General features: G+C 74.3%; 22 protein-coding genes. 13 read left to right on the top strand and 9 right to left on the bottom strand.

Annotated features, from left to right (window positions below; all coding sequences use genetic code 11):
- Positions 1-15: 15 nt before the first annotated feature.
- A complete protein-coding gene (locus IFT72_RS02275; RefSeq protein WP_056053396.1) occupies positions 16-459 on the bottom strand; it encodes a hypothetical protein in 444 nt (147 codons plus the stop codon).
- Positions 460-508: 49 nt separating this feature from the next.
- Here IFT72_RS02275 and IFT72_RS02280 point away from each other — a divergent pair, with 49 nt between their 5' ends.
- The 4 genes from IFT72_RS02280 (at position 509) to ahcY (ending at position 4,107) form a co-directional block, all read left to right on the top strand.
- A complete protein-coding gene (locus IFT72_RS02280) occupies positions 509-721 on the top strand; it encodes a DUF3499 family protein (RefSeq protein ID WP_056053400.1) in 213 nt (70 codons plus the stop codon).
- A complete protein-coding gene (locus tag IFT72_RS02285) occupies positions 711-2,129 on the top strand; it encodes a phosphomannomutase/phosphoglucomutase (RefSeq protein ID WP_056053403.1) in 1,419 nt (472 codons plus the stop codon). Before IFT72_RS02280 ends, IFT72_RS02285 begins: the two co-directional genes overlap by 11 nt.
- A gap of 164 nt (positions 2,130-2,293) precedes the next feature.
- Positions 2,294-2,569, top strand: coding sequence for a metal-sensitive transcriptional regulator (locus tag IFT72_RS02290; RefSeq protein ID WP_056055744.1), 276 nt, complete (start codon positions 2,294-2,296; stop codon positions 2,567-2,569).
- Between the two features lie 62 nt (positions 2,570-2,631).
- Complete coding sequence (ahcY, locus tag IFT72_RS02295; protein WP_056053406.1) at positions 2,632-4,107, top strand: adenosylhomocysteinase; 1,476 nt, start codon at positions 2,632-2,634, stop codon at positions 4,105-4,107.
- Positions 4,108-4,309: 202 nt separating this feature from the next.
- On the opposite strand, the gene IFT72_RS02300 is transcribed toward ahcY, so the two are convergent.
- A complete protein-coding gene (locus IFT72_RS02300) occupies positions 4,310-5,194 on the bottom strand; it encodes an RDD family protein (RefSeq protein WP_192045460.1) in 885 nt (294 codons plus the stop codon).
- A gap of 18 nt (positions 5,195-5,212) precedes the next feature.
- Here IFT72_RS02300 and IFT72_RS02305 point away from each other — a divergent pair, with 18 nt between their 5' ends.
- Positions 5,213-6,208 carry a stage II sporulation protein M gene (locus tag IFT72_RS02305; protein WP_192045461.1) on the top strand — a complete coding sequence of 332 codons (996 nt, stop codon included), beginning with the start codon at positions 5,213-5,215 and terminating at the stop codon, positions 6,206-6,208.
- Between the two features lie 37 nt (positions 6,209-6,245).
- Here IFT72_RS02305 and IFT72_RS02310 read toward each other — a convergent pair whose 3' ends face one another.
- From IFT72_RS02310 to IFT72_RS02330, 5 genes are all read right to left on the bottom strand, one after another.
- Entirely contained in the window at positions 6,246-7,538 is a 1,293-nt protein-coding gene (locus IFT72_RS02310) for a DUF58 domain-containing protein (RefSeq protein WP_192045462.1), read from the bottom strand.
- A gap of 2 nt (positions 7,539-7,540) precedes the next feature.
- Complete coding sequence (locus IFT72_RS02315) at positions 7,541-8,494, bottom strand: MoxR family ATPase (RefSeq protein WP_056053416.1); 954 nt, start codon at positions 8,492-8,494, stop codon at positions 7,541-7,543.
- A gap of 79 nt (positions 8,495-8,573) precedes the next feature.
- A complete protein-coding gene (locus IFT72_RS02320) occupies positions 8,574-9,779 on the bottom strand; it encodes a DUF4350 domain-containing protein (protein ID WP_192045463.1) in 1,206 nt (401 codons plus the stop codon).
- Complete coding sequence (locus tag IFT72_RS02325; RefSeq protein WP_192045464.1) at positions 9,776-10,426, bottom strand: DUF4129 domain-containing protein; 651 nt, start codon at positions 10,424-10,426, stop codon at positions 9,776-9,778. Before IFT72_RS02325 ends, IFT72_RS02320 begins: the two co-directional genes overlap by 4 nt.
- A complete protein-coding gene (locus IFT72_RS02330; RefSeq protein WP_192045465.1) occupies positions 10,423-11,727 on the bottom strand; it encodes a hypothetical protein in 1,305 nt (434 codons plus the stop codon). The genes IFT72_RS02325 and IFT72_RS02330 overlap by 4 nt, the downstream gene beginning before the upstream one ends.
- A 149-nt stretch (positions 11,728-11,876) precedes the next feature.
- Here IFT72_RS02330 and mtrA point away from each other — a divergent pair, with 149 nt between their 5' ends.
- The 6 genes from mtrA to secA all read left to right on the top strand — a co-directional run bounded on the left by mtrA (position 11,877) and on the right by secA (position 20,681).
- The gene (mtrA, locus tag IFT72_RS02335; RefSeq protein WP_056053426.1) at positions 11,877-12,557 is read left to right on the top strand and encodes an MtrAB system response regulator MtrA; all 681 of its coding nucleotides are present in this window, start codon (positions 11,877-11,879) and stop codon (positions 12,555-12,557) included.
- Positions 12,538-14,304, top strand: a complete 1,767-nt coding sequence (gene mtrB, locus IFT72_RS02340) for an MtrAB system histidine kinase MtrB (protein ID WP_192045466.1) — start codon at positions 12,538-12,540, stop codon at positions 14,302-14,304. The genes mtrA and mtrB overlap by 20 nt, the downstream gene beginning before the upstream one ends.
- Positions 14,297-15,979 (top strand): LpqB family beta-propeller domain-containing protein, encoded by a 1,683-nt coding sequence (locus IFT72_RS02345; RefSeq protein WP_192045467.1) that lies wholly within the window; start codon positions 14,297-14,299, stop codon positions 15,977-15,979. Before mtrB ends, IFT72_RS02345 begins: the two co-directional genes overlap by 8 nt.
- 113 nt (positions 15,980-16,092) lie before the next feature.
- Positions 16,093-16,776 (top strand): phosphoribosyltransferase family protein, encoded by a 684-nt coding sequence (locus IFT72_RS02350; protein ID WP_371741138.1) that lies wholly within the window; start codon positions 16,093-16,095, stop codon positions 16,774-16,776.
- A gap of 155 nt (positions 16,777-16,931) precedes the next feature.
- Positions 16,932-17,645: a ribosome hibernation-promoting factor, HPF/YfiA family gene (gene hpf / locus IFT72_RS02355; protein WP_167258764.1), complete on the top strand. Its 714-nt coding sequence runs from the start codon at positions 16,932-16,934 to the stop codon at positions 17,643-17,645.
- A gap of 204 nt (positions 17,646-17,849) precedes the next feature.
- A complete protein-coding gene (gene secA / locus IFT72_RS02360; protein WP_185231986.1) occupies positions 17,850-20,681 on the top strand; it encodes a preprotein translocase subunit SecA in 2,832 nt (943 codons plus the stop codon).
- Between the two features lie 137 nt (positions 20,682-20,818).
- On the opposite strand, the gene IFT72_RS02365 is transcribed toward secA, so the two are convergent.
- Positions 20,819-21,370, bottom strand: coding sequence for an Rv3235 family protein (locus IFT72_RS02365; protein ID WP_192045468.1), 552 nt, complete (start codon positions 21,368-21,370; stop codon positions 20,819-20,821).
- A gap of 174 nt (positions 21,371-21,544) precedes the next feature.
- On the opposite strand from IFT72_RS02365, the gene IFT72_RS02370 reads away from it, so the two are divergent.
- Entirely contained in the window at positions 21,545-23,038 is a 1,494-nt protein-coding gene (locus IFT72_RS02370; protein ID WP_056053441.1) for a sensor histidine kinase, read from the top strand.
- A gap of 72 nt (positions 23,039-23,110) precedes the next feature.
- Here the strand turns inward: IFT72_RS02370 and IFT72_RS02375 are convergent, their stop codons facing one another.
- Positions 23,111-23,359 carry a WhiB family transcriptional regulator gene (locus IFT72_RS02375; RefSeq protein ID WP_056053444.1) on the bottom strand — a complete coding sequence of 83 codons (249 nt, stop codon included), beginning with the start codon at positions 23,357-23,359 and terminating at the stop codon, positions 23,111-23,113.
- Positions 23,360-23,477: 118 nt separating this feature from the next.
- Here IFT72_RS02375 and IFT72_RS02380 point away from each other — a divergent pair, with 118 nt between their 5' ends.
- Positions 23,478-23,987 carry a hypothetical protein gene (locus tag IFT72_RS02380; RefSeq protein WP_244634139.1) on the top strand — a complete coding sequence of 170 codons (510 nt, stop codon included), beginning with the start codon at positions 23,478-23,480 and terminating at the stop codon, positions 23,985-23,987.
- Positions 23,988-24,062: the final 75 nt, after the last annotated feature.

Below are 24,062 nucleotides of genomic sequence, written 5' to 3' on the forward strand. Positions count from 1 at the left end.
CTGGCCCCGGTGGGCTCAGCCGTCGCGCCAGCGCTCCGGAGCGATCTCCCACGGGTCCTCGCCGAGCAGGTCGGCGACGGCCCGGAACACCCAGCCCTCGACGACCGACCGGTGCTGCTGCTCCGGGTCGGCCAGGCGCCGCGACTCGGGGACGGGCGTGAGGCGCTCGATCGGGAGGCGGTAGAGCACGACGCGGCGTGCCCGCCGGTCGACGCGCCAGCGCTCGACGCGCGCCTCGTCCGGGTCGGCGGGGAGCGCCTCGACCTCGACCGTGACGTCGTCGAGGTCGTCCGGTCGCAGCTCCCGCAGGTACTCCACGGTGGCGGCGACGACGTCGTCGAAGGTGTCGACCCGCGTGCGCAGGAAGGGCAGGTGCGGCCCCGCGACGGAGGACCGGAGCCCCCTGCCGTGGCGGTCGCGGTGTCGGGACCGGTCGGTGACGCGGTGGGGCCTGGCCATCCGCCCATGCTACGCGGACCCTCCGGGGCGGACGGGTACGCTGGCCCGGATGGACGAGCGCCCCTGCAGCAAGGTCACCTGCCACGAGGAAGCGGTGGCGACCCTGACCTACGTCTACGCCGACTCGATGGTCGTCGTCGGTCCGCTGAGCGGGCGCGTCGAGCCCCACGGCTACGACCTCTGCGCCCGCCACGCGGCCTCGCTCTCCGCGCCTCAGGGCTGGCAGGTCCTGCGCCGGGTAGTTTTGGGCCATGAGCTCTGAGTCCCCCGTCGACCTGACCGCCTTCGTGAAGACCTACGACGTGAGGGGGCTCGTCGGGAGCCAGCTCACGGAGGAGGTCGTCGAGGCGTTCGGCGCCGCCTTCGCGGACGAGGTCGAGGGGGCCGGCCGAGAGCTCGTCGTCGGCCACGACATGCGCGACTCCTCGCCCGCCTTCGCCGCCGCCTTCTCGCGCGGCGCCCGGGCCCGGGGCGCGGACGTCGTCGCGCTCGGCCTGTGCTCGACCGACGAGTCGTACTTCGCCTCCGGCTCGCTCGACGCCCCGGCCGCCATGTTCACGGCGAGCCACAACCCCGCCACCTACAACGGCATCAAGATGAGCCGCGCCGGTGCCCAGGGCATCAGCCTCGGCACGGGCCTCGCCGACGTCCGCGACCGCGCGGCCGCGTACCTCGCGGACGGCGTCACCGCCGTCGACGCCCCCGGTTCGCTCCGCGAGTACGACGCCCTGGCGGACTACGCGGGCTACCTCCGCGGCCTGGTCGACCTCGCGGGCGTCCGGCCGCTGAAGGTCGTCGTCGACGCCGGGAACGGCATGGGCGGCATGACCGTGCCCGCGGTGCTCGGCGAGGCCGCCGGGCTGCCCGGCCTGCCCCTCGAGATCGTCCCCCTCTACTTCGAGCTCGACGGCACCTTCCCGAACCACGAGGCGAACCCGCTCGAGCCGGCCAACCTGGTCGACCTGCAGGCCGCCGTCGTCGAGCACGGCGCCGACCTCGGCCTCGCCTTCGACGGCGACGCCGACCGCTGCTTCGTCGTCGACGAGAACGGCGACGCGGTCACCCCCTCGGCCGTCGCCGCCATCGTCGCCGTGCGCGAGATCGCGCGCGTCCGCGCCGCCGAGCCCGACGCCGACATCGCGGTCATCCACAACCTCATCACCTCGCGGGCCGTGCCCGAGGCGATCGTCGCCGCGGGCGCCACCCCCGTCCGCACGCGCGTGGGCCACTCGCTGATCAAGGACGAGATGAAGGCCACCGGCGCGATCTTCGGCGGCGAGCACTCGGCCCACTACTACTTCCGAGACTTCTGGGGCGCCGACAACGGCATGCTCGCCGCGATGCACGTGCTCGCCGAGCTGGGTCACCAGGGCGAGCCCCTGTCGACGCTGACGAACCGGTACACGCCCTACGCGGCGAGCGGCGAGATCAACTCGACGGTCGACGACGTGCCCGCGGCCTACACGCGCATCGTCGAGGCGTGGGCCTCGCGGGGCGACGTCGACGAGCTGGACGGCCTCACCGTCTCGGGCACGGCCGACGACGGCTTCTGGTGGTTCAACGTCCGCCCCTCGAACACGGAGCCGCTGCTGCGCCTCAACGCCGAGGCGGCGACGCCCGCGGGCATGGAGCGCCTCCGCGACGAGGTGCTCGCGCTCATCCGCGCGTAGCCGACGTCGCGTCCTCTCGGGGCGGGCGTACCCCAGGGGGGTATGCTCGCGCCGTGGACGAAGGAGGCGCGGTGCGCGACGACGAGGGCCAGGCCGACCCGGGGGCGGTGCCCGGCCCGCCGGAGCCGACCCGCGACTCCCGGGCGACCGCGGGCCCCGGCTACGTGGGCGCCGGCTCGAAGGAGCAGATCGTCAAGCGCCTGCGCCGGGCCGAGGGCCAGGTGCGGGGCATCCAGCGCATGGTCGAGGACGACGTCTACTGCATCGACGTCCTCACCCAGGTCAGCGCCGCGACCAAGGCCCTCGAGACGGTGGCGCTGCAGCTGCTCGAGGACCACCTCGCGCACTGCGTCGCCGAGGCCGCCCGCGAGGGAGGGGCCGTCGCCGACCAGAAGATCGCCGAGGCCTCCGCCGCGATCGCGCGCCTCGTCCGTTCCTGACGGGCTGCCGGGCGTCGCCCCGGCGACGCGACACACGCTGTCCCGTGGGGGAGGATGGACCCATGCCCACTACTACGACTTCGCTGCCCTACAAGGTCGCCGACCTGAGCCTCGCCGAGGCCGGACGCCACCAGCTCCGCCTCGCCGAGAACGAGATGCCGGGGCTCATGGCCCTCCGTGAGGAGTTCGGCCCGACCCAGCCGCTCGCCGGCGCCCGCATCGCGGGCTCGCTGCACATGACGGTGCAGACCGCCGTCCTGATCGAGACCCTGACGGCGCTCGGCGCCCAGGTCCGGTGGGCCAGCTGCAACATCTTCTCCACGCAGGACGAAGCGGCCGCCGCGATCGTCGTCGGCCCCACCGGCACCCCCGAGCAGCCCCAGGGCGTCCCCGTCTTCGCCTGGAAGGGCGAGACGCTGGAGGAGTACTGGTGGTGCACCTCGCAGATCTTCGACTGGTCCGCCGAGGCGGCCGAGGCCGGCGCCGAGTTCGCCGGCCCGAACATGATCCTCGACGACGGCGGCGACGCCACGATGCTCGTGCACAAGGGCCGCGAGTTCGAGCTCGCCGGCGCCGTGCCCGCCGACGCCCCCGGCGACAGCCAGGAGTGGAAGGTCATCCTCGAGGTGCTCCGCGGCTCGCTCGCCGAGTCGACCGACCGCTGGACGACCATCGGCGCCGAGATCCAGGGCGTGACGGAAGAGACCACGACCGGCGTGCACCGGCTCTACGAGCTGTCGCGCGCGGGCGAGCTGCTCTTCCCGGCGATCAACGTCAACGACTCGGTCACGAAGTCGAAGTTCGACAACAAGTACGGCATCCGCCACTCGCTGCCCGACGGCCTCAACCGCGCCACCGACGTGCTGATCGGCGGCAAGGTCGCCTTCGTCGCGGGCTACGGCGACGTCGGCAAGGGCGCGGCGGAGGCGCTGCGCGGCCAGGGCGCGCGGGTCATCGTCAGCGAGGTCGACCCGATCAACGCCCTCCAGGCCGCGATGGACGGCTACCAGGTCGCGAAGCTCGAGTCGGTCGTCGGCACCGTCGACATCCTCGTGACGGGCACCGGCAACCTCAACGTCGTCACGGTCGACCACCTCCTCGGCCTCAAGCACCTCGCGGTGGTCGCCAACGTCGGCCACTTCGACAACGAGATCGACATGGCCGGCCTCGAGTCGCTGGCCGGCGCCGAGCGCGTCGAGATCAAGCCCCAGGTGCACGAGTGGCGCCTGCCCACCGGCCGCAGCATCCTCGTGCTCAGCGAGGGCCGCCTGATGAACCTCGGCAACGCGACCGGCCACCCCTCGTTCGTGATGAGCAACTCGTTCGCCAACCAGGTGCTCGCCCAGATCGAGCTGTGGGCGCACCGGGACCGCTACGAGACCGACGTCTACGTGCTGCCCAAGCACCTCGACGAGAAGGTCGCGCGCCTGCACCTCGACGCCCTCGGCGTCGAGCTGACGACCCTCACCGACGAGCAGGCCGCCTACATCGGCGTGCCCGTGGCGGGGCCGTACAAGGTCGACCACTACCGGTACTGACCACCACGGGGCGGGCCAGCGGGTCCGCCTCGTCGCCGGGGGCCGTCCGGGGAGCGCACGCCGCGCCTCCCAGGCGGCCTCCGTCGTCGTGGGGCGGGGCGGGGCTGAACGCGGCGGGGCTGGCACGACGACGCCGCCCGGCGCGGGCCCGGCGACGGGCGGGCGCAGAGCGTGGGCGCCCCCGCGGTCGCGACGGCGAGGGTCAGCGCGTCGGGAAGCCGGGCACCGTGCCGGTCAGGGCGGGGTCGAGGCGCCGGAGGAGCGCGGCCTCCCGGCCGAGGGCGACGGCCTCGCGGTCGCGACGGAGGGCGCTGACGCCGGCGAGGAACGACTCGGCGTCGACCGCGGGCACCGGCGACACGAACGCGGCCACCTCGTCGGCGAGGCCGACCGAGACCCGGTGCCGGGAGGCGGGCGAGAGCGCCGGGGCCTGCTGGAGGAACGACGCCACGCGGCGGGCGAGCGGGTCCGGCAGCCGGGCGACGTCGGCGACGGCCGCCCAGCCCACGAGGTGCGGGGGCAGCTGCACGACGACGCGGCCCATGCGCGGAGCCCGCTCGTTGCGGCTGTACGTGCCGGCCATCAGGTCGCCCAGGCGCCGGGACGAGCGGTTGAGCAGGGCGACGACGACCGCCAGGCCGCCGGTCGTCATGACGATCTCGAGCAGGCCGACGAGGGAGCGCGTCAGGGCGTGGCGGAGGCCGATCGCGCCGCCGTCGAGCCGCACGATGCGGGCGCCGGTGGCGAGCTTGCCCAGCGACCGGCCGTGGCTGGCCGTCTCGACCACGAGGGGGAGCCCGATCAGGCACGACACGACGCTGGCCACGACGAGGGCCTGGGCCACGGCGTCGTCGACCGCCCCGACCTCCGAGAGCGCGCCGACGAGGACGACCAGCAGGACGAGCACGAGGGCGTAGACCGCGTAGTCGATGAGGGCACCGGCGACCCGGAGCACGAAGCCGGTCGGGCGGAGGTCGAGGGCGACCGCCTCGCCGACGACCAGCTGGTCGGACGAGCCGCCCAGCGACTCCACCTGGTCGGACCGGAGCGTGATCGGCGCTCTGCCACCTGCGCGGGGTCGGGACATGCCTAGTATCTAAGCAGAATGGATCTCGACGCCTACGCCGCCGCCCACGGTCACGAGTGGACCGAGCTCGACCGCCTCGCCCGCCGGCAGCGCCTCACCGGGCCCGAGGCCGACGAGCTCATCCGGCTGTACCAGTCCGGCGCGGCCGAGCTGTCCGCCCTGCAGACGGCGACCGGCCCCTCGGTCGTCGCCGACCGCCTGTCGCTGACCCTCTCGCGGGCCCGCCTGCGGTTCACCGGCGCGGGGCGCGACCTCGCCGCGCAGGTGCCGGGGTTCTTCGTCGTCCAGCTGCCGGCCGCGCTGTACCGCGTGCGCTGGCTCTCGCTCGCCGTGCTGCTCGCGACGGTGGTCGTCGCCACGGTGTTCGCCGTGTGGGCGGCCTCGACGCCGTCCGTGCTCGCGTCGTTCGGCACGCCGGAGTTCCGGCGGCAGTTCGCCACCGAGGACTTCGTGGACTACTACTCCGAGAGCGCGCCGTCGTCGTTCACGGGCCAGGTGTGGACGAACAACGCCTTCATCGCGGCTCAGTGCGTCGCCTTCGGCATCACCGGCGTGTGGGTGCCGTACGCGATCATCGGCAACGCGATCAACATCGGGGTCTCGGCCGGCATCATGGCCGACCAGGGCCGCCTCGACTACTTCTTCCTGTACATCCTCCCGCACGGCCAGCTCGAGCTCTACAGCATCTTCGTCGCCGGGGCCGCGGGCCTCATGATCGCCTGGTCGTGGATCGCCCCCGGCGCCCGGACGCGCGGCCAGGCGCTCGCGGAGGACGGCCGGGCGCTCATCACGATCGCCGTGGGCCTGATGCTCTCGCTGCTCGTCTCCGGGGTGATCGAGGGCTTCGTCACCCGGCAGCCGTGGCCCTGGGCGATCAAGATCGGCATCGGCACGGTCGCGCTCGCGGGCTTCCTCGCGTACCAGTGGGTGCTCGGCGGCCGGGCGCACCGGGCGGGGCAGACGGGAGACCTCGACGAGTTCGAGGCGGGTGCGCGGGAGCTCGTCGCGGGCTGAGCCCGGGCCCGCGGCCGCGGCTGCGCCGTCGGGCCGCTCAGAGCCGCCCGGCCGCCTTGAGCGCGAGGTAGCGGTCGGCCAGGGCCGGCGGCAGGTCGGCGGGCGCGGCCGACACGACGTCGGCGCCCACCTGACGGAGGGCGGCGGCCACGCGGGAGGCGTCGAGCACGGCCCGCTCGGCGGCGGCGGCCCGGTAGACCTCCGACCGGCCGTCACGGCGGAGCGCCGTCTCGGCCAGGGCCGGGTCGGCCACCGAGGCGACGACCACGAGGTGCTGACGGCTGAGCTGCGGGACGGCCGCGAGGAGGCTGCGGGCCGAGCCGGGGGAGTCGACGGTGGTCGCGAGCACGACCAGGGCCCGCTGGCTCGTGACCGAGCGGACGAGGGCGGGCACCGACGACCAGTCGGTGTCGACGAGCTCGGGCTCGACCGGGGCGAGCACGTCGACGAGCGACGAGAGGAGGGCGGCCCCCGTCGCGCCCTGCACCCGACCGCGCACGCGGCGGTCGAAGACGACGACGTCGACCCGGTCGCCGGCCCTCGACGCCAGCGCCGCGAGCAGCAGCGCCGACTCGAAGGCGGTGTCGAGGCGGGGCTCGTCGTCGACCCGGGCCGCGGAGGTCCTGCCGCTGTCGACGACCACGACGATGCGGCGGTCGCGCTCGGGGCGCCAGGTGCGCACGACGAGCTCGTCACGGCGGGCCGTCGCGCGCCAGTCGATGCTCCGCACGTCGTCGCCGCGGACGTACTCGCGCAGGCTGTCGAACTCGGTGCCCTGCCCGCGCACCATGACGCTCGTCCTCCCGTCGAGCTCGCGCAGGCGGGCGAGCCGGGAGGGGAGGTGGCGCCGTGACGAGAAGCGGGGCAGCACCCGGACGACGCCGGGCAGCTCCACGGTGGCCTGGCGGCCGGCGAGGCGCAGGGGGCCGACCGAGCGGACGGTGACCGCGTCGGCCCGCCGGTCGCCCCGGCGGAAGGGGGTCAGGGTCGTCGTCAGCGTCACCGCTCGCCCCGGCCGGAGCGACAGCGGACGTCGGGTCGACGCGGCCCCCGCCGACGGCTGCCAGGCGTCGCGCAGCACGCCGCGCAGGCGGCGTCGTCCGTCGTTGACGACGACGAGGCGCGACGCCGTGCTCTCGCCCAGCCGGACGGCCGCGGGCAGCTCTCGGCGCAGCCGGAGGGCCCGGGGCGACGCGGCGAGCAGCACGTCGAGGGCCACGAGCAGCGCGACGAGCACGATCCAGCCGAGCAGCACCCGGTCGTCGCCGGTCGCGACGAGGGGCACCACGCCGAGGGCCAGCAGGGCCACGGTCCATCCGGTGACGGCCATGCTCAGAGGGGGACCCGGACCTGCTGCAGCACCGAGCGGAGCACCGCGTCGGCGCCCACGCCCTCGAGCTCGGCCTCGGGCCGGAGCTTCAGCCGGTGCCGGAGCACGGGCAGGGCCATCGCCTGCACGTGGTCGGGCGTGACGCGGTCGAAGCCGGTCAGCCAGGCCCAGGCGCGGGTCGCGGCGAGCAGCGCGGTCGAGCCGCGGGGGCTCACCCCGACGGCGACGGACGGGCTCTCGCGGGTCGCCCGGGCCAGGTCGACGATGTACGCCAGCACGTCGGGCGAGGCGCCCACCCGGGCGACCTCGGCCTGGGCCCGCGCGAGTTCCTCCGCCCCGAGCACGGGGGTGACCCCGGCGGCCCGGAGGTCGCGGGGCGAGAAGCCGCCCGCGTGCCGCGAGAGCACCTCGACCTCGGCCTCGCGGGGCGGCAGGTCGAGGGTGAGCTTCATGAGGAACCTGTCGAGCTGGGCCTCGGGCAGCGTGTAGGTGCCCTCGTACTCGACCGGGTTCATCGTCGCCGCGACGAGGAAGGGCGTCGGCAGCGGGCGGCTGACGCCGTCGACCGAGACCTGGCGCTCCTCCATCGCCTCGAGCAGCGCCGACTGCGTCTTGGGGGGCGTGCGGTTGATCTCGTCGGCGAGCAGCACGTTGGTGAAGACGGGCCCGGGCCGGAACTCGAACCGGCCGCTGCCGGCGTCGTGGACGAGCGAGCCGGTGATGTCGCCGGGCATCAGGTCGGGGGTGAACTGCACGCGGGCGGTGTCGAGCGACAGCGCGTGGCTGAGCGCCCGCACGAGCAGCGTCTTGGCGACCCCGGGCACGCCCTCGAGGAGCACGTGGCCCTGGGCGAGCAGCGTCACGAGCATCCCGGTGACCGCGCCGTCCTGCGCGACGACGGCCTTGCCGACCTCGGTGCGCACTGCGGCGAAGGTCTGCTGGAGTTCTGAGGTCATGCGGTGATCCTCCCGGGGATCTCGTGGGGGCGGGGAGCAGGTCTCGGGGCGCGGCGGCCCGGGGGAGGCGCGGTGCCCGTCACCGGGGAGCCACCGCCTCCGAGACCGCGCGCTCGAGGTCGAGCAGGCTGTCGCTCAGGCGGACGAGCTCGCGGTCGTCGGCGGGGTCGGCGTCCACGAGCACGTGGCGGAGGCCGCGGGGGTCGGCGCCGGTGAGCTGACCGACGCGGGCGAGGACGTCGTCGAGCGACGCGGAGGCGGCCAACCCGACCCGGCGCCGGAGCCGCACCACGGTGCCGATCCGGAGCTGGTCGAGCGCGTGCCGGCGCGACCCCGACCGCTCGTAGAGGCGCGCCCGGCCCTCGGTCGTCTCGGACGCCCGGACTATCACGGGCAGGCGCTCGACCACGAGGGGGCCGAGCCGACGGCCGCGCCACACGCCGGCGACGACGGCCGTCAGGGCCAGCAGGGCGAGCACCGGGGTGACCCACCCCGGCGTCAGGCTCGCGAGGGTTCCGCCGCCCTCGGGCACGTCGTCCGGGCTGGGCAGGTACCACACGACGTGGCCGGTCTGCCCGAGCAGCGAGAGCGCGAAGGCGGCGTCGTCGTCGTCGAGCACGGCGCCGTTGCTGATCGCGGTGGTGGCCCCCAGGACGGTCACCGTCCGGTCGCCGTCGACCAGCTCGACGAGGCCGGAGCCGCCCGAGGCGTCGTCGGCGAGGCACGTGGTGACGTCGACGCCCGGGGCGACGTCGTCGACCGTGTAGGCGTACCCGCCGCCCTGCACGCGGTCGAGGCGCGCGATCGCCGGCAGGTCGCAGCCCGGCGCGACGGCGACGTCGTCGACCTCGGCCGCCAGGGCGAGGCCGGGCGCCAGGGCGTCGAGGGCCACCTGGTCGGGGGCGAGGAGGAGGGTCCGGCCGGAGGAGGCGGCGACGTCCCGCCACTGGTCTGCGACGAGCAGGGCGCCGGCGTCGTCGACCACCACGGTCGTGTCGGAGGCGTCGGCCCGGGCCTGCGCGGTCGTGGCGGCCAGCGAGGTGGTCACCTCCACCTCGACGCCCTGCTCCCTCAGCACCTCGACGACGGCCTTCGCCCCCGCGGGGGCCGCGTTCTCAGGGCCGAGGGCGCGCCCGCCCGTCGCGTCGCCGCCGCTCAGCAGCACGACGACCACCGCGACCGCGACGACTCCCGCGGCGAGCACGGCCCACGGGCGGGCCCGGCGGAGGGCGGCGCGGGGCGCGGGGGTCGACCGGGAGGGCGCGGCCGGCGCCGACGTCGTCATGCGGGCACCGCCGTCCGGTCGCCCTCGAGCGCCCGGTCGAGATCGGTGATCTCGCGCCAGGCCTGCTCGGTGCCCGGACGGTCGAGGTAGCGGACCTCGTCGAAGGCCCGGGCGGCCGCCCGCAGGCGGTCGGCCCGGGCCGGGAAGAGCCGTGCCGCGCGGTCGCCCACCGTGCGGGCCGTGGTGCCGGGGCTCGTGGTCAGCACGTCGCGCTCGACGAGGGCCCGTGCGAGGGCCCGGAACGACTCGACGACGGCGCGGTCGAGGTCGCCGGCCGCCGCGGCCTCCCGGGCGGAGGCGCGGAGGGCGTCGGCGTCGCGCTCGTCGTCGTCGCCGAAGAGCTCGCCCGGGCGGGCGGAGCGGCGCTCCAGGTGCGGCACCCCGTAGACGAGCACCACGCCCACGACGACCGCGACGACGACGACCAGGACGATCACGAGCGCGACGGCCGGTGCTCCCTCGGCGTCGCCGAACCGGACGCCCTCGATCCACGACCAGAACGCGTCGGCGGCACGGTCGAGCCAGGTCGGCTGGGCGGCGACGTAGTCGCGCTCGGTGAGCTCCTGCTGGAGCAGGCGCCGCGCCTCCTCGGGGTCGGGCCGGAGCGGAGCGGCGACGAGCGTCACGGCGGCGGAGGCGAACGTCACCGCGGGGGAGCCGCGTCGCCCCAGGGCGAGCGCCACGGGTCGGGCAGGTCGGCCTGGCCGGCGTCGCGTCGCTCCACGTGCCGGACGAGCTCGAGGTCGAGCCCCTCGGTGCGGATGCGGCGGTCGACGTACACGAGGGCGGTGCTCGCGGCCTGGACGACCGAGCCGATGGACGCGACCACGGCGGCCACGGCGAAGGTCAGCAGGTACCCCGCGCCCGTCACGACGAGGACGGTCGGGGAGGTCAGGTCGCCGGTCGGCGCGAGCGCTCCGGCGAGGAGGCCGGCGAGGAGCGAGATCGGGGTGCTCGCGACCTGGGCGGCGACCTGGATCATCACGAGGACGAGCACGACGACGCCGAAGGTGCGCCAGAACGAGCCGCGGACGAGTCGCCAGGAGCGCGAGATCGCGGCGCCGAGGGTGAGGCGCTCGAGCATCAGGGCGCTCGGCACGAGGCTCAGCTGCACGCTGAGCCAGACCCCGACGGCGAGCGCTCCGAGCCCCGCGAGGAGGCCCGAGACGATGCCGATCGCGATGCCCGTCCCGCCGCCGACGACGAAGCCCAGCGCCACGACGCCGGCGACGACCGCCACGGCGACCAGGTACGCCAGCGTCAGCAGGGCCGACCAGCCCAGGAGGGCGCCGCGCCGGCCGGCCGTGAGCGCCCACAGCCCGCCGAGGCGCAGCCGCTGGCCGAGCAGCTGGCGGGAGGTCTCGAGCACGAAGAGGCCCTGGAGCAGGGCGCTGACGACCACGGAGAGGAGAAGGGGCACGATCGTCGAGAGGAGCGTCACCGCGACCGCGCCGGCGGCCACGGCGTCGCGGTCCTGGGGCAGGGCGGAGTCGACGCGGCTGAAGGCGGCCGCGGCCGTGCCGCCGGTGACGCCGAGGGTGACGACGAGCAGGACGACCTGGGCCAGGAGCGCGGTGCCGAAGGTGGTGCGCGGGTTCCGGCGGAAGACCTGGAACGAGCCCGTGAGGACCTCGCCGAAGGTGAACGGCCGGAGGGCGAGAAGCCCGGGGCGGGGAGGCGGCGTCCAGCCGGGAGGCGGACCCGGGGCGGGGGGCTGCTGCTGGGCCCACGGCGCCTGCTGCCCGTACGGCGTCGGCTGCCCGTAGGGAGTCGGCTGCCCGTAAGGAGTCGGCTGACCGTAGGGAGTCGGCTGGCCGGGGGGAGTCGGCTGCCCGGTGGGCTGGTGGTGCCCGCCCGGCTGCTGCTCCGGCGCCGGGGGCAGGCGCTCGCCCCAGCGGGGCTCGTCCCGGCCCGCGCCGGGCGCCGCCCAGCCGTCCACGTCCGTCATGGTGCCCCCCGGTGGTCCGCCCGCGGGATCGCCCCGCGGTGCCGCCATGTTCCCACGCGGCGGGCGGCGGGTGCCAGCCGACGGGCGCCTCCTGCACTAATCTCGGGTGACGTGCCGCCTCCCGAGCGGCCCAGCCGAGGACGGAGACCATGACCCCGCGCATCCTGGTGGTGGACGACGACCCCGCGCTCGCCGAGATGATCGGCATCGTGCTCCGGGCCGCCGACTTCGAGCCCCACTTCTGCAGCGACGGCAGCGCCGCCGTCGACGCGTTCCGCAACTCGGCCCCCGACCTCGTCCTGCTCGACCTCATGCTGCCGGGGATGGACGGCCTGGCCGTCTGCGCGGCGATCCGGGCCGAGAGCGGGGTCCCGGTCATCATGCTCACCGCCAAGGGCGACACCGTCGACGTCGTCGCGGGCCTCGAGGCCGGGGCCGACGACTACGTCGTCAAGCCCTTCGACCCCAAGGAGCTGGTGGCCCGGGTGCGCACCCGCCTGCGGCCCTCCAGCGAGCCGACGACCGACGTCCTGACCGTCGGCGACCTCCGCCTCGACGTCGCGGCCCACGAGGTCCGGCGCGGCGACACGGTCATCGGCCTCACGCCCCTCGAGTTCGAGCTGCTGCTGGCGCTGGCGTCGAAGCCCCAGCAGGTCTTCACCCGCGAGATGCTCCTCGAGCAGGTGTGGGGCTACCACTACAAGGCCGACACGCGCCTCGTCAACGTGCACGTGCAGCGCCTGCGCGCGAAGGTCGAGCACGACCCGGACGCCCCGCGCATCGTGACGACGGTGCGCGGCGTCGGCTACCGTGCCGGCTCGTCCGCCTAGGCCCTCCGGTGCCGCGGGGGCGCCCGCGGCTCGCGGGGCCGGGCCCGTCACGGTCGAGTCCGTCGCCGCCGCCCTCCGCCGCGCGTGGCTGGGCCGGCGCGGCTGGCCGTCCCGCGTCGCGGGCTTCTGGCGGTCCTCCCTGGAGTTCCGCACCGTCGCGACCACCGTCGTCATGGCGGGCCTCGGGGCGACGATCATCGGCACGACCATCTCCGTGAGCATCGGCGCGAACCTGTACGACCAGCGCCGCGACCAGGTGCAGTCCGAGTCGCTGCGCGCGACGCTGCTCGCCCAGAGCATCTTCGACTCGGCCACGGCGACCGAGGACGCCGACCAGGTCGAGCTCGATTCGCTGCAGAACGAGGCGCAGAGCGCCATCCTCGCGTCGACGTCGAGCCCGGGCGGCACGAGCATCGCCATCCTGCGGACCCCGGGCCAGACGACGGCGCAGACCATCCAGGCGATCGCGAGCCCCGACTTCCCCGCCGACCAGATCACGCCGGAGCTCCGTGACCAGGTGGCGGCCGACACGGGCGCCCTCGCCCTCCAGCCCGTCTCGCTCCGGGGGCCGGGCGGCGACGCCCCCGGCCTCGCCGTGGGCTCGACGCTGCAGGTGCCGACGGCCGGCCAGTACGAGCTCTACCTCGTCTACGACCTCAGCGACGCCCAGACGACGCTGTCGCTCATGCAGCGCACGCTGGCGCTCGGCTCGCTGGCCCTCGTCGTCCTGATCGGCGTCGTCACCTACGTGGTCGTCCGGCTCGTCGTGGGGCCCGTGCGGGTCGCCGCCGAGACCAGCCAGAAGATCGCGGCCGGCCAGCTCGACCAGCGCATCCCCGAGAAGGGCCAGGACGTCGTCGCGACGCTCGGACGGTCGTTCAACGGCATGGCCGACGCCATGCAGAGGCAGATCTCCCAGCTCGCCGAGCTGTCGCGCGTGCAGCAGCGCTTCGTCAGCGACGTCTCGCACGAGCTGCGGACGCCCCTGACGACCATCCGGCTGGCGGGCGACGTGCTCTACGACCAGCGCGCCTCCTTCACGCCGACGGCCGCCCGCACGACCGAGCTGCTGCACACGCAGGTCGACCGCTTCGAGGTGCTGCTGGCCGACCTGCTCGAGATCTCGCGCTTCGACGCGGGGGCGGTCGAGCTCGACCTCGAGAGCACGCGCGTGGTGGGTCTCGTCGACGACGTCGTCGCCGAGTTCGAGCCGCTCGCGGCGGAGGTCGGCAGCACGGTGACCATCGACGCGCGCGGCGGCTACCTCGAGGCCGAGGTCGACCCCCGCCGGCTGCGGCGCATCCTGCGGAACCTGCTCGGCAACGCGATCGAGCACGGCGAGGGGCGACCGGTCGAGGTCGAGGTCGACAGCGACGAGGAGGCGGTGGCCGTGGCCGTCCGCGACCACGGGGTCGGGATGACCCCCGCCGAGGCCGAGCGCGTCTTCGACCGGTTCTGGCGGGCCGACCCGTCGCGGCGCCGCACCATCGGGGGGACGGGCCTCGGCCTGGCCATCAGCCTGGAGGACGCGACCCTGCACGGCGGCCGGATCGACCTGTGGTCGCGCCCGGGCGAGGGGAGCCGCTTCGTGGTCACCCTGCCGCGGGCGGCGGGCACGACGGCGACCACCCGGCCGCTGCGGGCCGAGCCGGACGACGCCGCGACCGTGCAGGCCACGGCCCCGGGCACGCCGGAGCCCACCTCGGCCGAACCGTGGAGCGGGACGACGGAGGTGCACGGTGGCTGAACGACGACGACGGGCGAGGGCGATCGCCGCGCTGGCGGCGGTGCTGCTCGTCCTGACGGGCTGTGCCTCCATCCCCGACCGGGGCCCGGTCGAGCGCGGTGACGACGTCTCGAGCGAGGTGCCGAGCGAGGTGGTCTACACGCCGAGCGGCCCGGTTGCCGACAGCTCGCAGGAGAAGATCCTCCGCGACTTCCTGGCCGCCGGCACCGGCCCGCAGGACAACTACGCGGTCGCCCGGCAGTTCCTCGCGGGAGGCTTCGCCGACGACTGGGACCCGCGGGCCAGCGTCACGGTCCGCCCGGGGGACGGCGCCACCACCCGGGTCGGCGAGGCCGACCTCGAGTACGCCTTCCTGACGTCGGCGACCGTCGACCAGGGCGGGCACTACGTGCCGTCGACGAGCGACGTCCCGACCACCCTCGCGTACTCGTTCGTGCGGGAGGACGGGCAGTGGCGCATCAGCGAGGCCCCCGACGGCACCGTGCTGAGCCCGGCGACCTTCCAGTCGGTGTTCCGGGCGCACGCGGTCTACTTCTACGACCCCACGTTCACGTACCTCGTGCCCGACGAGCGCTGGTTCCTCGCGCGGTCGTCGACGAGCACCCGCATCGCGAGCGCGTTGCTGGCCGGCCCGTCGGCGTGGCTGCAGGGCGCCGTCGTCTCCGCCTTCCCCGACGGGACGCAGCTGTCGCTGACCGCGATCACCGTGGCGGACGGCACCGCCCGCGTCGACCTGACCTCCGACGCCCTGAGCGCGACGGACGACGCGAGGGCGCGCATGCAGGCGCAGCTGCTCGCGAGCTTCTCGACCCTCTCGACGGTCACCGCCGTCGAGCTCAGCGTCGAGTCCGCGCCGCTCGACGTGCCCGACCTGGGCCGGGCCGCGCCGCTCCGCGACCCGGCCGTCGACGCCCGCCCGCTGGTGCTCGCGCAGGGCGAGCTCGGCTTCGCCTCCCGGTCGGCCCTCGCGCCGCTCGACGGGCTGTCGGCGACCGTGGCCGCCCTGTCGCCCACCTCGGTCGAGGTGTCGGCCGACCTCACGCGCGCCGCGGTCGGGACGGCGGGCGGCAGCGCCCTGGTCACGGCCGACGGCCGCAGCCTGCTCGTCGACCCTCGCCCGGGCCTGGTCGCGCCCTCCCTCGACGGGGCCGGCTGGCTCTGGAGCGTCCCCGCCGACGACGCGCGGAGCGTGACGGCGTGGTCCCCGGACGGCAGGCCGCAGGTCGTCGCCTCGACCCTGCCCGTCGGCGACCGCGTCGTGTCGTTCCGCGTCTCGCGCGACGGCACCCGGGCCCTCGTGCTGCTGGACGACGACGGGGCCTCGCGGCTGCTCGTCGTGGCCCTGCTGCGCGACTCGCGGCAGGTGCCGACCGCCCTGGGCCCGCCCCTCGAGCTCGCGGCGCCGACGGGGTCGCCGGTCGACGCGACCTGGGCCGACCAGCTGACCGTGGCGACCCTGACGACGGCCGACGACACGACCCGCGCCACGCTCAGCGAGGTCGGGGGCGCCGCCGTCACCGCGGGCCGTCCGGGCGACGACGCCTCCGCGATCGCCGGCGGCACCGGCCTCGCCCGGCTGCAGGTGCTCTCGGGCGACGGCGCCGTGCTCGAGCCCCGGGGGAGCACCTGGCAGGGGACGGGCGTGACGGCCGACCTCCTGGCGACGCAGCGCTGACCCGGGCGGCGCGGCGCACCGCCGCCCCTCCCCACCGTGGTCGTTCGCCCGTTCGTCCCCGGGGCGGCGGGCGGACCGGCGTCCGGCGGCCGGCACGGTGCGACGGTGTCGGCGTGACGACCTCGCCCCGACCCTCCGCCGCCGGCCTCGGCCCCGTCCTCCGCGAGGCGCTCGGCGTGCTGTCGCCGGTCCGCTGTGCGGGCTGCGGCCTCCCCGACATGGAGCTCTGCCGGGCCTGTCGGGTCCGCCTCGAGCCGAGCCCGGAGGTCGACGAGCTGCCGGGCGGGCTGGTGGTCGTCTCCGGGCTGCGGTACGAGGCCGAGGTGCGCTCGACGGTGCTGGCCTACAAGCAGCAGGGGCGCCTCCGCCTGGCGACGGCCCTGGCACCCGCGCTGGCCGCCTCGGTGGCGCTCGCCGCGCCTCCCGGGGTCGGCGGGGCCCCGCCCGTGGTCGTCGCCGTCCCGTCGTCCCCGCGGGGGCGGCGGCGCCGTGGCTGGGACCCGGTCGAGCTGCTCGTGCGCCGGGCCGGGCTCCGGGCCGTCCGCCGGGGGCTCGTCGCCCTGCCGGGCCGCGGGGCGCAGAAGGAGCTCGACCGCGAGGCCCGCCGGCGCTCGCGGGCGGGCAGCCTCCGGGCCCGGCCGGGGCTGGCGGGGCTCCGGGTCGTGGTCGTCGACGACGTGGTGACCACCGGCAGCACCCTGCTGGAGGCGCGGCGTGCGCTGGCCGCGGAGGGCGCCGTGGTCGTCGCCGCGGCCTGCGTCGCGTCCACCCCGCTGCTCTCGCGGAGACGACCGTGAGCCCTCCCGCGGCCGCCTGTGGACGGCCTGGGGATCTGTCCCGTCGGTGGCCGGGAGGTGACAGGCGGGGGTCCACCTGGCTACGGTGGGCAAAAGGCGTGAAAGGACATCCGCCTGGCTGACAGGCGGCACGTCGATAGCCAGAGGAGGTCGTCATGGAAATTTCCGTCACGGGTCGAAACGTCGGCATCACCGATCGTTTCCGCGACTACGCCACTGACAAGGCCGACAAGGTGGCGCAGCTCGCCACGAAGGCGCTCGCCCTCGAGATCAAGGTCTCGCGGCACCACGAGAAGTCGAGCGGCCAGGCCGGCGACGACCGGGTCGAGCTCACGCTGATCGGCCCCGGGCCGCTCGTGCGGGCCGAGTCGACCGGGAGCGACAAGTACGTCGCCTTCGACCTGGCCATCGCCAGGATGCTCGAGCGGGTGCGGCGCGCGAAGGACCGGCAGAAGGTCCACCGGGGCCAGCACCGACCGACGTCGCTCCGTGAGGCCTCCGGAGCGGACTTCAGCGGCATCGACGTCACGCCCGCCGCCGCCGAGACCCTGGACGCCGTGCGCACCGGCTCGATCGCGACGGTCGTCGCCGACGACGAGGCGCCCTCGGCTGAGGAGCAGGAGGACGACTACTGCCCCGTCGTCATCCGCAGCAAGGTGTTCGCGTCGACGCCGATGACCGTCGACGACGCGCTCTACTACATGGAGCTGGTGGGGCACGACTTCTACCTCTTCATCGACGCCGAGACCGAGCGCCCGAGCGTCGTCTACCGGCGCAAGGGCTGGGACTACGGCGTGATCGGGCTCGACCAGAGCGCGAGCGAGCTGCAGGAGGCCGCCACGCAGGCCCGCGCCGGCGTCGTCGCCTGACCCGGTCCGCCCCGGGGCCCGCGGCCACGGTCCGGGCGCGGGGGAGCAGACCGCTCCTCCCCGCGTCCAGGGCCGTGGCCGCTAGGCTTGCTACCATCCGAGCTGGTCCAACCGGGCCTCCTCACGGGCTGGCGTCACCAGCCGCCCCCGGGGCACGCGGCTCCGCCGCCTGCCCGACCGAGTCTCAGATCCAGGGAGTCACCAGTGGCCAACGTCCTCGAGAGGGTCCTCCGCGTCGGCGAGGGCCGCATCCTCCGCCGCCTCAAGGCGTACGCGAACGCCGTCAACGAGCTCGAGGACGACTTCAGCACGCTGACCGACGACGAGCTGCGCGCCGAGACCACCGAGCTCCGCGAGCGGTACGGCAACGGCGAGTCGCTCGACGACCTGCTGCCCGAGGCGTTCGCCGCCGTGCGGGAGGCCTCGAAGCGGACCCTCGGCATGCGCCACTTCGACGTGCAGCTGATGGGCGGTGCAGCCCTCCACCTCGGCAACATCGCCGAGATGAAGACCGGTGAGGGCAAGACCCTCGTCGCGACCACCGCCGCGTACCTCAACGCCATCGCGTCGCGCGGCGTGCACGTCATCACGGTCAACGACTTCCTCGCGAGCTACCAGTCCGAGCTGATGGGCCGCGTCTTCCGCGCCCTCGGCATGACGACCGGCTGCATCCTCGCGGGCCAGACCCCGGCCGAGCGCCGGGAGCAGTACGCCGCCGACATCACGTACGGCACGAACAACGAGTTCGGCTTCGACTACCTGCGCGACAACATGGCGTGGCAGGCCTCCGACATGGTGCAACGCGGCCACTTCTTCGCGATCGTCGACGAGGTCGACTCGATCCTCATCGACGAGGCCCGCACGCCGCTCATCATCTCCGGCCCTGCCTCGGGCGAGGCGAACCGCTGGTTCGCGGAGTTCGCGACGATCGCGCGCCGCCTCGTGGCCGGCACCGACTTCGAGGTCGACGAGAAGAAGCGCACCGTCGGCGTGCTCGAGCCCGGCATCGAGAAGGTCGAGGACTACCTCGGCATCGACAACCTCTACGAGTCGGCGAACACGCCGCTGATCTCCTTCCTCAACAACGCGATCAAGGCCGACGCCCTGTTCAAGCGCGACAAGGACTACGTCGTCATCAACGGCGAGGTCCTCATCGTCGACGAGCACACGGGTCGCATCCTGAGCGGCCGCCGGTACAACGAGGGCATCCACCAGGCCATCGAGGCCAAGGAGGGCGTCGAGGTCAAGGCCGAGAACCAGACCCTCGCGACCGTCACCCTGCAGAACTACTTCCGCCTCTACGGCAAGCTCTCCGGCATGACCGGCACGGCCGAGACCGAGGCCGCCGAGTTCATGAGCACGTACAAGCTCGGCGTCGTGCCCATCCCGACCAACAAGCCGATGAAGCGGATCGACCAGACCGACCTCGTCTACAAGAACGAGACGGCGAAGTTCGACCAGGTCGTGGAGGACATCGTCGAGCGCCACGAGGCGGGCCAGCCCGTCCTCGTCGGCACCACCAGCGTCGAGAAGAGCGAGTACCTGTCGCGCCTGCTGGCCAAGAAGGGCGTCCGCCACGAGGTCCTCAACGCGAAGAACCACGCTCGCGAGGCCGCCATCGTCGCGCAGGCCGGTCGCGTCGGCGCCGTGACCGTCGCCACCAACATGGCCGGTCGAGGTACCGACATCATGCTCGGCGGCAACGCCGAGTTCCTCGCCGTCGCCGAGATGAACGGGCGTGGCCTCAGCCCGGTCGACACCCCCGACGAGTACGAGGCCGCCTGGGACGACGTCTTCGCCGCCAAGAAGGCCGAGGTCGCCGAGCAGGCCGAGAAGGTCGTCGAGGCGGGCGGGCTCTACGTGCTCGGCACCGAGCGCCACGAGTCGCGGCGCATCGACAACCAGCTCCGCGGGCGCAGCGGGCGTCAGGGCGACCCGGGCGAGAGCCGGTTCTACCTCTCGCTCACCGACGACCTGATGCGCCTGTTCAACTCGGGGGCGGCGGAGTCGCTGATGGGCCGCGGCAACGTGCCCGACGACCTGGCCATCGAGAACAAGATCGTGGGCCGGGCCATCCGCTCCGCCCAGTCGCAGGTCGAGTCGCGCAACGCCGAGATCCGCAAGAACGTCCTGAAGTACGACGACGTCCTCAACCGCCAGCGCGAGGCCATCTACGGCGACCGCCGCCACATCCTCGAGGGCGACGACCTGGCCGACCGGGCCAGCGCCTTCCTGGAGGCCGTGGTCGACGAGGTCATCGACCAGCACACCGGAGACGGCAGCCCCGACGACTGGGACCTGGACGCGCTCTGGACGGAGCTGCGCACCCTGTACCCGATCTCGATCACCATCGACGAGGTCATCACCGAGGCCGGCTCCAAGGGCAAGGCGACGAGGCAGTTCCTGGGCCAGGAGATCCTCTCCGACGCGAAGGTCGCCTACGCCGAGCGCGAGTCGACGCTGGGCGAGGCCGCGATGCGCGAGCTCGAGCGACGGGTCGTCCTCTCCGTGATCGACCGCCGCTGGCGCGACCACCTCTACGAGATGGACTACCTGAAGGACGGCATCGGCCTGCGGGCGATGGCACAGCGTGACCCGTTGGTCGAGTACCAGCGTGAGGGCTACGCGCTCTTCCAGAGCATGATGGGCCAGATCCGCGAGGAGTCGGTCGGGTTCCTGTTCAACCTCGAGGTCGAGGTGCAGGGCCAGGTCGGCGCCGCCGAGGCGCCGGTGATCGCCGCCAAGGGCCTCGAGCCCGAGAAGGCGCAGCCGAAGCTCGAGTACTCCGCCCCGAACATCGCGGGCGAGGTCGAGGTCCGCGACCAGAAGGGCCGGCTCGAGCAGGCGGCGACCGCCAAGGCCCAGAAGGCGCAGGACGACGCGGAGCAGGGCGACGGCCCCGACGTCGCCGCCGCGCGGACGACCAGCGGCACCGGCGCCCCGGCCGGCAAGGGCGCCTTCGGGCAGCCGACCGGGGGCTCCGCCGCCGCGCCGGTCAACCGGGCCGAGCGACGAGCGGCCGGCAAGAAGTCCTGACCCGCCGGTGACGACGAGGGAGGCCGGGCACGGACCGCGAGGTCCGCGCCCGGCCTCCCTCGTCGTCCGGGCTGACCGTCGTCCGGGCTCTCGTCGTCTCGGAACGGGGCCCCGGCCGTGCTGCCGGGGCGTCGCGGTCAGAGCACGTGGAGGGCCGTCGCGCGCCACCGGCGGCCGGTCGTCTCGAGACGGATGGCCACCGACCTGGTCCGGGCGCGCCCGTGCACGACGACGACCGTCTCGGCGACCCCCGGGGCGGGTTCGCTGACGTGGACACGGCCCACCCGGAACACGGGCCGTTGGCTCCGGACGCCGCTCGCCTCGCGGGCGCGGGCGGCGAGTCGGACCCGTTTCTGCAGCACGGCCCACACTTCGCCGTTCACCCACCGGGAGACCTGGTCGAGGTCGCGTGCACCGGCCAGGATCTCGAGGACGCACCGTGCCAGGCCCTCCGCGGCGACCGCGGCGTCGGGCAGGCTGGGCGGCGCCGCGGGACCACGGGCGGCCGCAGGGGCGTCGTCCACGGCGTGCAGGAGGCGCGGTGCCGGGGGAGCCTCGGGCGTCGCGTCGGTCGTCGTGACCGGCGCGTGCTCGGTGCCGGTGACGGCGTGGAGGCGGCGGCCTCCTGCATCGGCCCGCTCGTCGTCCGGGACGGGATCGGTGGCGGCGGCCACGGCAGGGACGGGCATCAGGCTCGGACTTTCGTCGGGGGACTTCGTCGTCGTTTCGGTGACTACTCGCGTTCAACATATGACATGTCCTCCATGTCACGACAGGGCCGTGGCCGGCCTGTGGACAATCGGGTCTGCCCACCGGCAGGGAAGGGGCAGGGGCCCTCGCGCACGTCGACCTAGACTGGGGCGGTGTCGACGCTCAGTGATCTCGTTCTCGCCCAGGGCCGCTCCACCGAGGCGGACGTCGAGTGGCTCCATCTGCTCGTCGGCGACTGGCAGCTGCTCGCGGACCTTGCGTTCGCCGACATGGTGCTCTGGGTGCCCACGGAGGGCGACAGCTTCGTCGCCGTCGCCCACGCTCGCCCGTCGAGCTCGGCGACGCTGTTCTACCGGGACTTCGTCGGCCAGGAGGTGCGCCCGGAGTGGCGCACGCAGATCGAGCAGGCCTTCACCACGACCCGCATCGTCGACTCGGCCGCGCCCGACTGGTACGAGGAGACCCCGACGCGGGTCCGCGCCGTCCCCGTGCTCCGTCGCCTCGGGGCGAGCCGCCCCGACGTCACCGACGCTCCCATCGCGGTCATCACCCGCCACACCAACCTCAGCGAGGCGCGGACCCCCAGCCGCCAGGAGCTGACCTTCAACCAGTGCTCCAACGACCTCTTCTCGATGATCGCGGCCGGCGACTTCCCCGACCTCGGGGCACCGACCGGGCCGCGTCGCGGTGCTCCCCGCGCCTCCGACGGCCTGCTGCGCCTCGACGTCGACGGCCTCGTGACCTTCGCCAGCCCGAACGGCCTCTCGGCCTTCAACCGGATGGGGTTCGCCGGCGAGCTCGAGGGGGAGTCGCTGGCCGAGGTCACCACCGGGCTGCTGCAGGGCAAGCTCGTCATCGACGAGTCGTTGCCGCTCGTGGTCACCGGCCGCGCGCCGTGGCGGACGGACATCGAGGCCCGCGGCGTCACCGTGTCGCTCCGGGCGATCCCGCTCCGTGACCGGGGCGAGCGGGTCGGGGCCATCGTGCTCTGCCGCGACGTGACCGAGCTGCGCCACCAGGAGCGCGAGCTCATCACGAAGGACGCCACGATCCGCGAGATCCACCACCGGGTCAAGAACAACCTGCAGACGGTGGCCTCGCTGCTCCGCATCCAGGCCCGCCGCACCCGGACCGACGTCGCGCGCGAGGCGCTGACCCAGGCTATGCGACGGGTCGCGTCGATCGCGGTGGTGCACGACACCCTCTCCGAGGGCCTCAGCCAGAACGTCGACTTCGACACCGTCTTCGACCGCGTGCTCATGCTCATCGCGGAGGTCGCCTCGAGCCACAACACGACGGTGAGGCCGACGCTGACGGGCAGCTTCGGCGCGTTGCCGAGCGAGTACGCGACCCCGCTCGCCCTCGCGCTCACCGAGCTGGTCACCAACGCGGTCGAGCACGGCCTCGACGGCCGCGACGGGGAGGTCGAGATCGTCGCCGAGCGCGACGACGAGCAGCTCACCGTGAAGGTGCGCGACAACGGTGTGGGCCTGCCCGAGGGCAAGGTCGGGTCGGGCCTCGGCACGCAGATCGTCCGCACCCTGATCCAGGGCGAGCTCGGCGGGACCATCGACTGGCACACGCTGGTCGGAAGCGGCACCGAGGTCACCATCGAGATCCCGTTCCGGTGGCTCACCCAGGCTTAGCGCGCCCGGCCCCACGCACGACGAAGCCGGCCCCGAGGGGGCCGGCTTCGTCGTGCGTGCTGTGCTGAGGGGTCAGCTGGCCCGGCGGGCGCGAGCGGCGCGGCGCTTCAGCGCCCGGCGCTCGTCCTCGCTGAGGCCGCCCCAGACGCCCGAGTCCTGACTGGTCTCGAGGGCGTACTGCAGGCAGGTCTCGGTGACGGTGCAGCGACCGCAGACGCTCTTCGCCTTGTCGATCTGGTCGACGGCCGGGCCGGTGTTGCCGACCGGGAAGAACAGCTCGGGGTCAGCTGTCAGGCACGCGGCTTTGTCACGCCAATCCATCGATGGGTACTCCTTTTAAATGCTGGACCGGCGCGTCGAAGCACCAGGTTCCGGATGGGGGAAAGATGAGAATTCGGGAGGCGCGCACCACCATGTGCCCGTCACTTCGACCTCGAATATGCTCGCATACTGGGGGAGCCAGATCAAGGATTTTCATGGAGGCCCCAGCGTGACCGACGCCCGCGACACCGAGCCCGACGACGAGACAGAACTGTCCGCGAGGCCGCGGCGGAGCGCTCTCCTCTGGCTGCTCGTCCTGCTGCTCTCCGCCGAGACGGCCCTGCTCGGGGTGGCGACCGCCTACCTGCTGATCGAGCTCGTCACCGTGCGCCCCGACTCCTACGCCTCGGCCACCGCGATCCTCGTCCTCACCCTCCTGGCCACCGTCTGGCTGGGGGCCGTCGTCGTCGGGGTGCTGCGCGGCCGGGCCTGGATCCGAGGGGCGGCGATCGTCTGGCAGGTGCTCCAGATCGCCGTCGGCGTCGGCAGCCTCCAGGGGGTCTTCGCGAACGCCGCGGTCGGCCTCTGGCTGATCGTGCCCGCGGTGGTCGTGGTCGCCCTGCTGCTCGTGCCGAGCGTGGTCGCCCAGACGTCCATCCGCGACGAGGCGCCCCCGCACGCGTACTGACGCGCCCCCGCACGCGTGCTGACGACGCGAGGCCCCGCCCGCGGTCGCGGACGGGGCCTCGTCATGGGACGCGGC

This window comes from Frigoribacterium sp. CFBP 8754, assembly GCF_014841815.1.
GTDB classification, from domain to species: domain Bacteria; phylum Actinomycetota; class Actinomycetes; order Actinomycetales; family Microbacteriaceae; genus Frigoribacterium; species Frigoribacterium endophyticum.